13 protein-coding genes and 1 pseudogene are annotated in these 14895 nt (G+C 33.2%); 6 read left to right on the top strand and 8 right to left on the bottom strand.

The window, feature by feature from the left end:
* Nucleotides 1–221: 221 nt before the first annotated feature.
* The 3 genes from V179_RS0108280 (at nt 222) to V179_RS0108270 (ending at nt 4632) form a co-directional block, all read left to right on the top strand.
* The gene (locus V179_RS0108280) at nt 222–2168 is read left to right on the top strand and encodes a PhoX family protein (protein WP_051404890.1); all 1947 of its coding nucleotides are present in this window, start codon (nt 222–224) and stop codon (nt 2166–2168) included.
* A gap of 1402 nt (nt 2169–3570) precedes the next feature.
* Nucleotides 3571–3801, top strand: a complete 231-nt coding sequence (locus V179_RS0108275; RefSeq protein ID WP_028391041.1) for a site-specific integrase — start codon at nt 3571–3573, stop codon at nt 3799–3801.
* 81 nt (nt 3802–3882) lie between these two features.
* Complete coding sequence (locus V179_RS0108270; RefSeq protein WP_028391040.1) at nt 3883–4632, top strand: tyrosine-type recombinase/integrase; 750 nt, start codon at nt 3883–3885, stop codon at nt 4630–4632.
* Nucleotides 4633–4904: 272 nt separating this feature from the next.
* On the opposite strand, the gene V179_RS29865 is transcribed toward V179_RS0108270, so the two are convergent.
* The 3 genes from V179_RS29865 to V179_RS31000 form a co-directional block, all read right to left on the bottom strand.
* Nucleotides 4905–5168, bottom strand: coding sequence for a tyrosine-type recombinase/integrase (locus V179_RS29865; RefSeq protein WP_235179087.1), 264 nt, complete (start codon nt 5166–5168; stop codon nt 4905–4907).
* 577 nt (nt 5169–5745) lie between these two features.
* Entirely contained in the window at nt 5746–6243 is a 498-nt protein-coding gene (locus V179_RS0108265; protein WP_028391039.1) for a hypothetical protein, read from the bottom strand.
* A gap of 375 nt (nt 6244–6618) precedes the next feature.
* Complete coding sequence (locus tag V179_RS31000; protein WP_154663997.1) at nt 6619–6759, bottom strand: hypothetical protein; 141 nt, start codon at nt 6757–6759, stop codon at nt 6619–6621.
* 341 nt (nt 6760–7100) lie between these two features.
* Between V179_RS31000 and V179_RS0108255 the strand changes: the two genes are divergently transcribed.
* A complete protein-coding gene (locus V179_RS0108255) occupies nt 7101–7502 on the top strand; it encodes a hypothetical protein (protein WP_028391038.1) in 402 nt (133 codons plus the stop codon).
* Nucleotides 7503–8157: 655 nt separating this feature from the next.
* A complete protein-coding gene (locus V179_RS0108245; protein WP_235179085.1) occupies nt 8158–8820 on the top strand; it encodes a hypothetical protein in 663 nt (220 codons plus the stop codon).
* A 264-nt stretch (nt 8821–9084) separates the two neighbouring features.
* Here the strand turns inward: V179_RS0108245 and V179_RS0108240 are convergent, their stop codons facing one another.
* From V179_RS0108240 to V179_RS27480, 5 genes and pseudogenes are all read right to left on the bottom strand, one after another.
* Nucleotides 9085–9711: a tyrosine-type recombinase/integrase gene (locus tag V179_RS0108240; RefSeq protein ID WP_235179083.1), complete on the bottom strand. Its 627-nt coding sequence runs from the start codon at nt 9709–9711 to the stop codon at nt 9085–9087.
* An 18-nt stretch (nt 9712–9729) separates the two neighbouring features.
* Nucleotides 9730–9957: pseudogene (locus tag V179_RS31620) on the bottom strand (site-specific integrase); the annotation flags it as partial.
* A gap of 716 nt (nt 9958–10673) precedes the next feature.
* Nucleotides 10674–11825: an acyl-CoA dehydrogenase family protein gene (locus V179_RS0108235; protein ID WP_028391034.1), complete on the bottom strand. Its 1152-nt coding sequence runs from the start codon at nt 11823–11825 to the stop codon at nt 10674–10676.
* Nucleotides 11826–11915: 90 nt separating this feature from the next.
* Nucleotides 11916–12842 (bottom strand): MBL fold metallo-hydrolase, encoded by a 927-nt coding sequence (locus tag V179_RS0108230; RefSeq protein WP_028391033.1) that lies wholly within the window; start codon nt 12840–12842, stop codon nt 11916–11918.
* Between the two features lie 10 nt (nt 12843–12852).
* Nucleotides 12853–13614, bottom strand: a complete 762-nt coding sequence (locus tag V179_RS27480; RefSeq protein WP_034300909.1) for a helix-turn-helix transcriptional regulator — start codon at nt 13612–13614, stop codon at nt 12853–12855.
* Between the two features lie 310 nt (nt 13615–13924).
* On the opposite strand from V179_RS27480, the gene V179_RS0108220 reads away from it, so the two are divergent.
* Complete coding sequence (locus V179_RS0108220; RefSeq protein ID WP_028391032.1) at nt 13925–14749, top strand: alpha/beta fold hydrolase; 825 nt, start codon at nt 13925–13927, stop codon at nt 14747–14749.
* Nucleotides 14750–14895: the final 146 nt, after the last annotated feature.

Genomic DNA, 14895 nt, shown 5'->3' with positions numbered 1-14895 from the left:
AACCAGAAATGCCAATACCTCCGGAAGCAGCAAAGGACGTTTCAATATGATGTATCCTGCATTTCAATACAATCTTCTACTAATGGAATATTATGATCCTCTCTTGATGACCGCCGCAAAAGTTAATCTCTACAAGAATTTAATAATCTATTAATATTAAATTAATATTGAGCTGGCTTAATTGAATTGTATAAGATAAATCTACTAGGAGGAATATCTAGATGATTAATAAGAAACTTGTGAAAACAGGAGCTACTCTAGCTCTTGCTTTAGCTATTACAGTTCCAGCATTATCACCGATAGCAGCGGCAGCTAAAGATAATAGTAAAATAGAATTTGTTAAATTTAACGGAATGAAAGCACCATCTACTATTGATGAAATGGTAAAAACGTATACAACTGCAACAGTTGATGTGAAATATAGCAATGGAAAAGTAAAAACATTTCCGTTGTCTTATAACTACCTTTTTAAATCGGAAGATAAGGTAGCAACAGTTAATTGGGAAAAAATCCCTGCTGGTACACCGATTGATGTGAACGGAAATCCAATCGTTGATCCAAGTAGTACAGATGGAAAATACTTTGTTTCAGATGCTCCGGATTCAAATAGTTTATTAATGCCAATTGACGGCAAACTTTATATGGTTACACATTATGAATATCAAACAATTGATGCTGCTGGTCAATCAGCTTACGGTTTAGTTCCAGCATCTATGTCTTTAACTGAGATGGAACAGGACAAAAAAACAGGTGAACTTAAACCTGCCAATGTTAAAAAAATTGATTTTTCAGCAGTAAATGGACTTTGGATTCCATGTAATGGATCTTTATCACCTTGGAATACACACTTAGGTTCAGAAGAATATGAGCCAGATGCTCGCCAATTTGCAGATCCTACATCAAAAACAAGAAGTCAAGTTGAAACATTTGCTCAATTCTATTTTGGAGATAAAGCAAAGGCTAATCCTTATTTCTATGGCTACACCCCTGAAATTACTGTAGATAAAAATGGTAAAGCATCAGTTGTAAAACATTACAGCACAGGACGTTTCTCCCATGAGTTAGCTAAAGTAATGCCTGATAATAAAACTGTATTTTACGGTGATGATGGCGGTAATACAGGAATGTTTATGTATGTAGCCGATAAAGCAAAAGATTTATCAGCGGGTACACTATACGCAGCGAAATTTAAACAAACAGGAACTGAGAATGGTGGTTCAGGAGACTTAGAATGGATTAATTTAGGACATGCAACAGATAAAGAAATGAAAAATATTATTGACAGTGGCATTACATTCAATGATATTTTTGAAACTTCTGATGTACCTAAAGAAGGTTTTACAGCGATAAAACAATATTCATATGGTAAAACAGAATATCTAAAACTTAAACCTGGTAAAGAAAAAGCAGCGGCTTTCCTTGAAACACGCCGATACGCAGCAATGCTTGGTGCGACTACTGAATTTAACAAAATGGAAGGAGTAGCGTTAAACGAAAAGGATAAAAAAGTATATATTGCTATTTCCGATCAAAGTAAGAGCATGGAAAAAGATTCAACAGGAAAAGATCCAGCAGACCATATCCAATTACCAAAAATTAAAGCCGGTGTAACTTATCAATTAGATTTGCAAGGTGGTCAAAAGGATAGCGGAGGAAAAGTTATTGATAGCTCTTATGTAGCACCATCAATGCATGGATTGGTAGTAGGGGAGGATCTTCCTAAAGCTGATGCATATGGAAACACTGCAAATGTAGACAAAGTAGCGAATCCAGATAACTTAAGTTATTCTGAAGCAATGAGAACCCTCTTTATTGGTGAAGATAGCGGTGCTCACACAAATAACTTTGTTTGGGCATATAATGTTGATACGAAAGAATTACAACGTATTTTATCTGTCCCAGCAGGAGCGGAAGCAACAGGATTATTTGCTGCAGATGACCGCAATGGTTTCTCATACATTTTCAGTAATTTCCAACATCCTGGTGATGAAGTAGAAAGTAAGTCAATTACAGCTGTTAACAAAGATGAATTAGTTAAAGCTGTTGACGAACAAATTGGTATTAATAAAACAGGTGGTATTGGTTATATCTCTGGTATACCTTCTTTAACAAAATATAATAATGGTAAATATCAAAAAGACTTAGAAATAGATAATAAAGGAAAATAAGTTTAGGGAAAAGCTAAGTGAACGAACACAAATTTAAGTATCAGCAACTGATATAGCAGGAAATATATGTGCTTCCAGTAAACCGTACCATAATAGGTGCGGTTTTTTCTTTCATAGCTTTTAAAAGCAAAGCCTTCTTTAATGTCAAATTATTATCAGAATTCTGAGGTGTTTAGTTTTAATTTGATAAAATAATACGGTAAAAATTTATTTATAATAACTTTGTGATTATTTTAATAATGAAGATATGTGGTCAACGGCAAAAGTTGCACTCTATTGGACAGCGGTACGAGAATTAGGAAAAACGAATATTGACCGTGTTCTAAATAATAAATCTTAAAAACAAACCTCATTTAGATATATCACGGTGAGCCTTATCATAAGTAACGGCGAAATCTAGTAATAGGAGAATTTCATTTACAAGAGTAGCTTGAGGTATAATAGTCTCGAACTACTCTTGTTTTTTTATGGATAGTTCCACCAATTAGAGTGGAATTAAGATAAAATAATAGGGAAATAAAAAAAATTTTAAATAAGAAATGAATCGATTCAAAGTATTGAACAGTCAATAATATCAGAAAAAGCTCCTACTCATGACAGATGAAAATATGAGTGGGAGCTTTTTCTTTCTTTATTTTTTGTTATCTAGCTTTAAAATGATAGGTTAGAAATTAAGTTTTACGAGATTCTTGTCGATAAAAGACTAATTTTAGATGACGAACCCTGCTTACATAGTGATCCTATTATGATGTAAAATTTTAACTATAGACTATTGTACTTAAGCTAACGGGTGCGTTCGTATTATAAGGTCAGCCAGTAAAAATTACTGGTTCCCGTGATTGTCCATATACCGAATTTTAGCTATAAGAAGATCAAGCCAGACGTATCATGCGTTTGGCTTGATTTTATGTGGCTCTGCTACATAATGTTTAACAAAATATAGCTTTAAGGGCGATTAAGGAATTACATTTCAATAAATCACATCAAAATTTATAAAAGTTACAGAAGTAAATGAAAAAGGTTGGACTTCTGAATTTTATGTATTCCTTTTATGGACCATATAATGTGGTTTTGTTTTTTGTTAAAGTTAATTTAAAATCTTTTTTCTCTTTTAAATTTCAACTAACAATAAATAAAAATAGATTTTTTTCAAAAAAATGAGAGTAATGTATCGTAAAAAATATAAAAAAATATATTTCTAGCAAAAGTTAAGAAACACAAAATACCGAAAAACATATAGATGAATAGATTACATTTTCATAGCGAATACTGGTATCAAATCTTCTTTATTTTAGGTCCACTACCATATGAAAGGGGAAGAGTATTCCACTATGGAAGAGAAATTTCAACCAATTGAAAGCTTGGTAAATTCAAAACCAGTTTGTCTCAAGCATTACTGTTTATGAAAGAACATCGCTATTGGTCTGAAACCACATTTGACAGTTATAAATATGATGTGAAACTATTTGAAACATTTCTCACTAGTCAAGGATTGGAATCAACTTTAGAAAATGGGCAACACTTAAGTCTTGTGAATAGGTGGATTGTACAACAAAAAGAAAATATTGTTGCGTATAAAACCATTATGAGAAGGGTAGCAGCTCTTTCATCTCTTTATGCGTTTTATAAGTAGTTAGGTATCGTTCAAACAAATGCCTTTAAAGCGTCCAGTGTTCCTGGCGAGCATGTTGGCCCACATAGTCGTACGTTGGAAATGGATGATTTAAAAAAAGTGTACAGCGCATTAGAGGGCTTGAAAAAACAAGGGGTTTATATTGGGATACCAATTAAACTGCTTCTGTTTACGGGCCTTCGCAACCAGGCCATTACCAAATTGAAAGTGGGAAACATTAATTGGGAAGAGGGTTTGATTATTTACAATCAAAAAGTTAGGAATTCGAAAAACAAGATGCAGGTGTTGCCTCTTCCGCCTCTGTTAATGCAAGAACTACGGAAACACGTAGAAGAAATGAAACTGAATGATGACGATCCACTTAGTTATGGAATTAAGGGTTACCCGCTTAAAAATAAGCAGTTGAATGCTGTGGTCAATAAAGTGAATGAATTTCTGGATTGGAAAGGAGAAGAGAGGGTAACTCCTCATGGTTTTCGCTACACGATTGCCACACTCTTAAATGAACAAGGATTGTCAGTCGAAACCATCAAATATTTACTTGGACACAGCTCTGGAGCCAACGTTGATCTTTATCTTAGACGACATGAACGAAAAATCAAACAAATCAAAGAGGAATTGACCAAAATAGAATTAGAGCTAGAACAAAGTGTTACAGAAGAAAAGGGTGATTTCCCATCCATAGACCACGAAGAAATGGGGAAGAGAGGTGGTAATCATTTATTAACAGGCCTCCCGTTTTCAGAAAACTTCATTTTAGAACTTTCGAAGTCAAATCCAAAATTATTAGAAAAGTTGATGATAGAGCATTACAAACATCAAAACATTTGAGGTGATTTTTTATGGATTTTTGCAATCAAAATCAAATGCAAGATGTTTCAAGCCATCGAAAAAAATAAAAAAGAAGCTTCTAATGATAAGCAAAATGAAATGAAGTTTTTATTCCAATCGGCAATATAGGATGCTACTTTGAATATTAAAGTAAATAGAATGGTTAAAACTAAAAAAATTATTTGATATGTTTAAATAAATGCCATAGCAAAGTCTTCTATGACAGAATAAAACGACAGATTAATTTCTGTCGTTTTTTCATCAATAATTAATTATATTATAACCACTAAGTAGCTTTTATTCTGTTCAAAGTCTATATGAGTGTACTTACTAGTACTAGCAAGGCTTTCATGTCCAAATAACTGTTGTAAGGTTCTCACATCCACTTTATCTTTAATTTCTTGTAACAGTAAGGTAGCAATCGTATGTCTTAAATGATGCAAAGAAAAGCGATGTGCGGGTAATCCAGCTCGTTCTAATATTTCCTTGAATATTTTATGTAGGACACAAGGGTTAAATTGCTTGTTATTTTTTATTATAAGTATCAGTTCACTATAATGTTTCTGTTATTCGTAATTTTTTATATTCAATTAATAATGGTATAACGTTTGGATGGATAGGGATGAGGCGTTCTTTTTTTCCATCGAATTAAAATCATATGATTATCCAATTCTGAAATCCTAATAGATAAAATTAACTTCGACACATACGCGAATGAAATACATTTTCAGAAATTTTTTTACAAAAAAAGCACGAAAGTATTATTTTAATATAGTTAAATTAGATATAAATGCGAAAAAAAGCGGCATTATACAAAAACTTTATTATATTGATGTAATATTATATTAGACATGTAATCAATTTAGACGTTTAATTATGATAAATATTGATGAATCACGATTGAAAATGGTTTGTTGATTTTTAATTTAATTTAGTAAACAAGAGATTTGTGAAAAATATACTGAATTCCTAATATTGAAATATTATATCCAAGAAAAATATTTATACAAAAAGTAATCTTTTTTATAGTTAGGATCTCGGCCAATAGGGGAACTTGCACAAACGACAAAAACTGTGAATATGTTGTGGAAATAAAACAATTTACATTTAAACCTATTCTTTTAATGATTGTGGTAAGATACCCAATTTAGATGCTAAATCCAAGAGTATTTTGTTTTTTAAATGGTAAATATCTAATTTATTATCAGATGTAGTTTCTTCTTCAAGTATTCCTAGTACAGATTTAATATCACTATTAATGATACTATGAGGGATTATTATACTGATGTCGGCTTGAATCTTGGCTAATCCCATTTCAGTAGCTAGGAGCGTGCGGTGGTTTCCATCGCGACCTACTAGATAACTCCCAAATGGTATTTTATACAAATGAACACACATAGGTAAATTATAATTCCAACCATTAAGTTCTACTTGAGATCTTAATTGTTTCATTCTTCTTTCGTTTATTTCATTTTCTGGTCGGGATAGTCCAATGATTTCACTTGGGTCAATTAAGAAATTTTTAAGTTCGGCAAATTCACAATAAGTATAGGATTGATCAAAATAAGGTTTCCATACATCTACGGAATTTTTCCATAGTTTTTTTGTCATGTTAACACCTCATTCAGTAAGCCAAAGTAGAATTCCAGGTGAAAATGGTATCAAAATTATACTATACAGAGTACGAACAGTTTTTCTTTATTTTAATACTTAGTTCGACGATCATAGCAATAGCCTATTTATGTATCTGGAAATTAATTGATGTATGTTTCGGCAGTATGTATATTAATCATTTTGAATCATTACTCAGAGAGGAATTGTATACACACAAATATTTATACATATTTATAAAGCTGTACTTATTGCACTAACGGGGCAGTTTAGTTCAGGAAGAAATAAATGAAAAAGACTAAAGTATGTTCTTATGTCTATGTAAGCTGACCCCCATTTGGAAAATGCATCACCGCTTGGGGGTCAGAGTCTGATCTACTTTCGTTTAGGCTCCTGGATCGATACACGCTTGGGCCGTTTTGGATATAATGCCTTGCCTGAATCGTCAGGTCCAGTAAGGTCATTTCGTTGATCAAGAACCTTCCCAGTATACTCAATAGGATTTTGATTTGTCATGATTACCACCTCCATTAATAGGATTGGTAAAAATTAAGCTCCAATGACAGGTAATTTTTCCATGGTGGGTTAAACTTAATTTTCTTCTGTCGATTACGTTTTATTATAGTGAAAAGGGCAGAACATTTGAATTGAAAGGTAGATTAAGGAACTGTTAAGTGACATAGAGTTGTTCCGTTAAAGGGCCATATTGTTGAGGAAAGTAAACAAATATTTATCTCTAATGCAATTGAGATTGTGAAGGATTACACATAAACTAACGGGGCAGTTTAGTTCAAGAAGGATTTTATAATAGCTTGACGAATTTTTTATTTATCCTATTGGAAATGAAGTGATTTTTAATGAAGTATCAACATAAGGATTTCAATGTAGAATTAAAGGAAGAGATTAAAAATACTGAATCGACTTTAAAAGACCATATCAAAAGATTGTTAAAAGAAAATAAATCTGTTTTTGCCAAGAAAAACTTAGATTTTGATGTTGGGTTCGATAAAGAAGGCAATGACCCTTTTAAGCCTGGATACAGTTCCTCTGTTTCGATAGGGATTGCTGACAAAAGCGGTGAACTTATTGATTTACATATAATTAAAATATGGGTATGCGAACGTTCCTTATTAGGTATGCCGATTTCAAAAAATATTCCTGGAAGCAAAATTATCGGTGAACTACTTGATGAATCAGTTGAAGAAGTAAAAGAGGAATTAAAGGAATATATTAAAGAAGTATTAAATGATGTAATTTAAAGGTTCTTCTTCAGCTAACGGGTGCGTTAGCGCCATAAAATGACCGCCAAATGACGGCCTTTTACGAATGTATATTCTATACAAAATCATACATTCAGAAAAACTCCCTATTCAACTAAAGAAGCAGTATACTTTTATAAAAAGAAAGATAAATAAAATTAATTATTAATCTTTAGTGATTACTGGTAGGTGTGAAAAATGGGAAGTGAAACATATATAAAAGATACTCCACTATTACTTCTTTTTGGGCTCTTTTTTACTATCATTTTTGGATTTTGGTTAAGAAAAAGGATTATATCATTCGATTTTAATAGTAAAAGTAAATTCTTCTTCTTGTTGGACAATTATGAGTTGATTGGTGGATTTCTTATAGGTATAGGATTACTATTTATTGTAATTTTTCTCTAAGGTATTTCATTCGCTAACGGAGTGCTTAAGTGGAATAAGAAAGTATAAAAGGATCCTTCTATTGAAAGTTTTTTTTTATTGCCTATAAGGTCAATTATCGTGGCTAAATCTAAGTCAATGTACGAAAATATCTAATATCATACATTCAGAAAACCCCTTCTTTTAACTAGCAGTTTAGTTGGAGAAATCTATGTGTTAATGTGTAATATAATTATTCTATTTTTTTAAAGAGGTGATTAAATTGAAGGTGGAAATAGATTACTTCCCGCCCGAAAAAGTAAAATCTGCACCAAGTTCAGAACCTACTTATCCTTTTGAAATTGACGGTGATTTCAAATACATCATAGATTTTTCTTTTTTTCTCGAAAGAGACATCCATGAAGAACTTTTTTGCAACTGGATGAACAACTCAGATTATTACCCAATTTATTCACTTGCGGAAATCTATGATTTTCAACAAGCAGAGTACGAAGAGCTGTTTAAGATGCAAAATATAGAGTTTAATTATATGAAGGGGAGTCGTAAAGACACGTTCTTTGTAAAGGCAATTATACGCAGCCCACAGCAGTTTAAGGGATATTATCCTTATTTGTACAGGAATGGAAGCATGTTGAACTTATCATTATGGTCCTTAAAACAGGATGTATTCAGACTGGAGGAAAGGGAATATGAGTCACCTTATCCTGTAAAAAGGACTAAAAAAAACCGAACTAGACTAGTTAAATTAAAGTGGATAGCCAATACCCCGATAGCAACTTTAACTGAAAGTTCCACTATGTTTTGGGTAGGGGATGATGGTGATTATATTACTGCGTTCTCAAATGATGAACACTTTTCAACAATAGACTCTCTTCAAAAAATAATACCAGAAAAGGTCGAGCTGGTAACTGGTGATTATGAGTGGGAGTAGTGTTCTCCCATTCTATAACCTTGTTGAACTAAAGGGGTGCTTTAACACAATAAGAAATAAATTAAAGAGCCTAAAATATGCAAGGTTTTATGCAATTCTTATATATTTAGGCTCTTTTTCCATTCATAAAACACACTGCCATAAACAGCATTTCTTGATTGCCGAATACAATTATTAATAAAACAGAAAAGATTAGTAACCATTAACCAATAGATTAAAAAGCGGAGATTAATTTCTGCCGCTTTTCTTATTCTAATTTTAAAATTAACTTATTAAAAAACTATTTATCGCTTTTTTCTTTTGTTCAAAATCGATATGAGTATACATACTAGTTGTAGCAAGGCTTTCATGTCCTAATAACTCCTGTAACGTTCTTAAATCTACTTTATCTTTGTTTTCTTGTAAAAGTAAGGTAGCAAACGTATGTCTTAAATGATGCAAAGAAAAGCGGTGAGCGGGTAATCCTGCGCGATCTAATATCTCTTTAAATATTTTGTGCAAACCACGCGGGTTTAAAGATTTATTTTTTTGATTATAAAATATTGGTTCACTATAATGTTTTTGCTGTTCTAGAAGAGTTTCTTTATAGATATGAAATAACGGTAAAACAATTGGATGGAGGGGAAGGAGACGTTCTTTTTTTCCTTTTCCTCGAATTAAAATTGTTTGGTTATTTAAATTAATTTGCTCCCATGTTAAATCTACTAATTCTTGACGTCTCATACCAGTCGTTGCTAGTAATTTAATCATTAATTCGTTTCTAATTCTTTGCGGTCGCGGATCATGTTCTAAATAAGTAAATAATTTGTGAAGCTCCTGTAAGGTCATATATTTAGGTAATTTCTTATCGGCTTTAGGTGCTTGGATTCCTGCTGTGAAATCAGATTTCATGTAGTTTTCCTTCAAACAATATTTACTAAATGATTTTAAACACGATATACGGCGTTGTAGCGTCCTTGGCTTAATATGATGATTAATGACCTGATCTTGCACAAACCGACGCACACTAGACGATGTGAGTTCATCTAAGTCCAATGATCGGTCGTTAGCAGTTAAAAAGTCACCATAGAGCTTTAAATCGAACGCGTAACTGGTTAAGGTGTTCACCGAATAATTTTTCTCAACTTGTAAATACATAAGATAATCATCCGAAGCTTGAATGTAATTCATAATTATCAGAACCATTTATTATGAGAACTAACCGAATTATAGGAAGAACCCTAAGAGTTATCAGAATCCGCTTTGAATATTATAGTCAACTTGAGCCTAGTTAGGGGATCATAATGAATCTTATGGGAACTTGAGGCTACGACCACTTGATACTATTATGTTTTATTCTAGTTTACATAATATATATTATAGGAAGTTAAATTATTTCTTTATATTTTGTCTCATATACTAAGAATACTTAATGAATTGAGACAAAAGAAATTTTTTTCTATATTAACTATCATTTTGTATAAAATCGATTCCTTAACTAGATCACAGCGTTTTACATTCAATTACTAAATAAATTAACTATACGATCCCCAAAAAATTATTTAAAACTTCGTAAATTAAACTTTCGATTTATGATCATAATGCTTCGTAAATTAATTTGAATCAGTTTTACATGCTACTTTTAATAATTCCAGTTCGTTAAATCAGAGTTGATTTATTCTTGAAACTGGGTATTCATTGGGTATTCAATGAATATCTAAATTAAGTCTGCTCATGTATGTCTTTCATATATTTCGTGCACAAAACGTAATTGATACGATTTAATACAATAAAACCATTACTTCTAATAAAGTGTTTATTAACAAAAAAAGTCTGTATAAAAGGAATCATTCCTCTTATACAGACTTTTAATTTTATTTATCATACAATGCTTGTCTCGCTAATGTGATGATTGCCATATCTTCCATTGGTGGATTATGTAAACCAGCTCGAACGTCGCGATAATATCGTTGGAGTGGATTCGTTCTTTGTAAGCTACGTGCACCTACAACACGCATTGCTAGATCAACAATTCGAATCGCTTTGTTAGTGACAGCTACTTTTACAGCGGCTAAATCAGTTGCTAGCACTTCTCTGTTTTCCGGTTGGGATTGCCATTTATCCGTTACTGAGTATAGAAAATGACGTGCTTCCGTTAATTCTAAATCAATTTCACCAATCGTGCGCTGTACATTGGGTAAATCTCTGATCGGTCCACTTATACTATTTGGAGCATAAGTCTTGGCAAATAGCACTGCGTAGTTTCTTGCTGCTGCAGCAATACCTATGTAACATGCCGGAATATGTAACATCCAACCCGTTCCAGGTTTATTAGCTGTTTGCTTTTGTTCAACAAAATAACGTTCAGGAATTTTAACGTGTTCAAGTACTAAATCATGACTTCCTGTTCCTTGCATAGACATCATATCCCATGTCTCTTCAATTCGAACACCAGCCAGCTTTCGATGGATGAGGAACGTTCCCACAGATTCCTCTGAAGGTACCCAGGCAGTAACGAGAAAAATATCTAGGACAGGTGATAGTGTCGTAAACGTTTTTCTCCCCGTTATTACCCAGCTATCCCCATCCTTAACAGCAATTGTTTCAGGTCTCCCTCCTCTAGTCGGGCTACCCGTCTTTGGCTCAGTTGCAGCGGTATTTACTAATGCTCCATTACCGATTTCCGTGAAAAATTCATCCATTACAACTTCATTCCAAGACTTTTTTTCCATTAAGCTAAGAACCGTTCCAACATGCCAGCCAATAGAAAGCGCGGTAGGTCCGCATTCTATCGCAATCCGCTCCTGTGCCAAAATAAAGTCGTATAATGTTCCTCCATGTCCTCCATACTCTTTCCCTAATGTAAGCTTAGTGTATCCGAAGTCTTTTAATTTTTGAATATTTTCATAAGGGAATCCTCTCGTTTCATCTAAAGATTCTGCACGTGAAGCAAAGTCCGAAATTGATTCACCTAATTGTTCAATATATGTTTTTTGATCCTCAGTTTGAAAAAATGACAACGGTATTCCCTCTCCTCTTTTAATATACTTTGCCTCACAGATAGAGCTTTGTACTTATGTTCTATTTCCTTACCAAAGTAAGTTCGCGTATATTTTTTAAACCTTCAACCAAAGTGTTTCACCAAACTCCAATACTTGTAATTGATTTTCAGGTAGGTCTTTCGTTCTCCATGCCCGCTTCAATCGATCCAAAGCTTCTGGTCCTGTATCATCAGCAAGACGATAAGTGCCATAATGCATAGGTATAAAGACAATTCCTTCTAGTTCCTGAAAAGCTTTCACAGCATCTTCGGGATTAATATGAGAATCTTTCATGAACCATTCAGGCTCATACGCCCCGATTGGCATTAATACATGCTTAAGTTTGAACCGTTTTGCGATTTCTTTAAATCCACGGAAATAACCAGTATCACCTACAAAATAGATAGAATGATCCGCTTCAATTGCTTCTATAATCCAACCGCCCCAATGTGACGTATTTGTATCGAATAGACTGCGACGTGTCCAATGCTGTGCAGGAACAAAACTCAATTTCAAATTTTGATACTGAAATGAGTCCCACCAATTAGCCTCCATAATTTTCTTGTACCCTTTTTTCAAAAAAAGCTGCTTCAGACCCTCAGGAACGTAATAGATCGGATCTCCTGGTAATCGACGAATTGTTCCAAAATCAAGATGATCATAATGCCCGTGTGAAATAATTACGATATCAATATCTGGCAACTGGTCAATTGATAGGCCAGGATCTGTCATCCGCTTCTGTGTACCTTGCCATCTTGCCCAAACAGGATCTGTTAAAATATTCATTCCATCTATTTGGAGCAAAAAGGTGGAATGACCAATCCATGTGATACTAGGCATACTTCGATTGCTTTTGATCTCCGTTATTTGTTTATTGCTTGCTTGAGGAATTAATGTGTGTAAATCCTTCTTTTTCAAACGTCGTTCTTTGCCCCATTGAAGCAGTTCTTTCACTGACTTGGTATTAATAACACCGTCTAAATTTTCATATTTTGTTTTCACTTGATTAGCCTCACACATTCGTACTTTCTCTTTCTAAAAAAGAGAGAACACTTCCTAAATATTTCTGAACTTCTTGAACTTGATATGCGGCAGAATCAGCAATTTGTTTGTAGTGATGCAGCCCCTCATCCGTAATTCTTAAATAACGCTTCGTACGCTTTTCACTTTCCCAACGGCCTACCAATAGGCCTCCTTCCTCCATTTCATGAGAAAGATCATACAAATAGCCATTACTAGCAATCCAACCGAATTTATTCTTCAATAAATCACCGATCTCTCCCATATAAATTGGTCTTTTCGTAAAAGCCGCTTTCAAAGTAACATAGCGAACTAGATCTTTGACTGAAATAATTTTTGAAAAATAAGACCGATATTCTTCTGGAAGTTCATGTAGCACAGGTGGATTATCGCCAGAACCCTTTAAATCATACATAAATCGATCAATCACGTATTTTACTTCACGAAATCGCTCTGAGAAATTATCTTGATACCATTTATAAAGCTCTTTACCCTTTTCCGTATTTTGATAATAATGCCTACCTTTTACTGTGTGAAACTTTAAATGACCGGAGTTTACAAGTTGTTTACAAGTTTTACATAAATAATCATAGCTATGGATTTTACCAGTAAATAGCTTTTGTAGTTCCTGGTGAATCGCACGTGGATAGTTTGAATGATTAGATAGCGTTTGCAGCAAATACATCGTTAAAAACTCTCGTTGACTTAAACCAACTGTTTCCAGTGTTACAGTAGTTGAATCTTTTTTTTCCATGGCAAAGCCCCCTTAATTGATTAGAATACTCGTTCGGTTCATATAATCTATTATCCTATATGTATTGGTAAATAGCACGCAATTAGGGTTTTCTTACCTCGTATTTTCCTTATATGTATCAAATTGAAAAAAATATAAGAAACCACAAGCAGTTAATCGCATTTTAACATAAACATGAAATTAGCAGCTCAACACCATACTTCTAATTAGTTGATTATGAGATTGATTGATTTTGAAGTTATTTACTTTATAAACCTATTTTATCATCAATAGAACTAATACAATACAGCATTTTTGGAGGGTATGAAAATTGGAGAAGAAAAACTTATTTTTACATGGCAAAAAGGTAGCCTATATTGAGAGAGGTAATATTAATGACCCGCCAGTTCTTTTATTACATGGCGTACCTGAATCAAGCTTAGTTTGGAGAGAATTGTTTCCTTGTATTATGTCTTGTGGATATAGAACCATCGCCCCAGATCTTCCAGGTTTCGGTCATAGTGAACCATTTGATGAACCATCAACTTGGAAGCGATTTGAGCAGTTTGTTTCTGATTTTACAACAGCACTAAATTTGGACAAATTTCATTTAATTGTACATGATTGGGGAGGCCTAATTGGGTTGAAATGGGCATGTGATCATCCAGAGAGTATTCTAAGTCTATTTGTTTCTAATACTACATTATCAGAAGACTATAAATGGCACCCGCTTGCACAAATTTGGCGAACACCTAGTGCAGGTGAAGAAATAATGAAGAAAATGGCTAACCACTTACAATTTCAAACTGAAATGAAAAAGACAATTCCAAACATTACGGACAAAACTTTGGAAGACTTCTTTCGTGTCTTTCGAACTCCTGAATCAAGTAGAGTAATCTTAGATCTATACCGTTCAGGAAATTTAGAAAAAGTAAAAACGTATAATGAAAAACTCAATCGATTCAAAATACCTGTCACTATCATTTGGGGAGAAAACGATCCGTATATACCTTTTGAGTTTGCATATAAACTTAAAAATGATGGTTTACCGCATGCGAACGTTCTTATTATTCAAAATGCTGGTCATTTCCTCCAAATTGAAGTACCTGATGAAGTAAATTTTTATATACACCAGCATTTCAAAAATTGTAAATAAAAACTAAGTATTTATTTAATCTGACTTCCTCCTCTCTATTTCTTACAATATCTTTGATACTTCTACTTTTCCTTAGAATTATTAAATTGAAAAAGGGTGTCTCGTTCAGACTTAGTCTAATGTACATCCTTTTTATTATTTACTTT

Source organism: Bacillus cihuensis (assembly GCF_000504145.1).
GTDB lineage: Bacteria > Bacillota > Bacilli > Bacillales > DSM-1321 > Peribacillus > Peribacillus huizhouensis.
This window is presented reverse-complemented; position numbering and strand designations above follow the sequence as displayed.

Coding starts and splice junctions, on each gene's coding strand:
- V179_RS0108280 (WP_051404890.1), top strand. CDS start 222: ATGATTAATAAGAAACTTGTGAAAACAGGAGCTACTCTAGCTCTTGCT.
- V179_RS0108275 (WP_028391041.1), top strand. CDS start 3,571: ATGAAAGAACATCGCTATTGGTCTGAAACCACATTTGACAGTTATAAA.
- V179_RS0108270 (WP_028391040.1), top strand. CDS start 3,883: ATGGATGATTTAAAAAAAGTGTACAGCGCATTAGAGGGCTTGAAAAAA.
- V179_RS0108265 (WP_028391039.1), bottom strand. CDS start 6,243: ATGACAAAAAAACTATGGAAAAATTCCGTAGATGTATGGAAACCTTAT.
- V179_RS31000 (WP_154663997.1), bottom strand. CDS start 6,759: ATGACAAATCAAAATCCTATTGAGTATACTGGGAAGGTTCTTGATCAA.
- V179_RS0108255 (WP_028391038.1), top strand. CDS start 7,101: ATGAAGTATCAACATAAGGATTTCAATGTAGAATTAAAGGAAGAGATT.
- V179_RS0108240 (WP_235179083.1), bottom strand. CDS start 9,711: ATGAAATCTGATTTCACAGCAGGAATCCAAGCACCTAAAGCCGATAAG.
- V179_RS27480 (WP_034300909.1), bottom strand. CDS start 13,614: ATGGAAAAAAAAGATTCAACTACTGTAACACTGGAAACAGTTGGTTTA.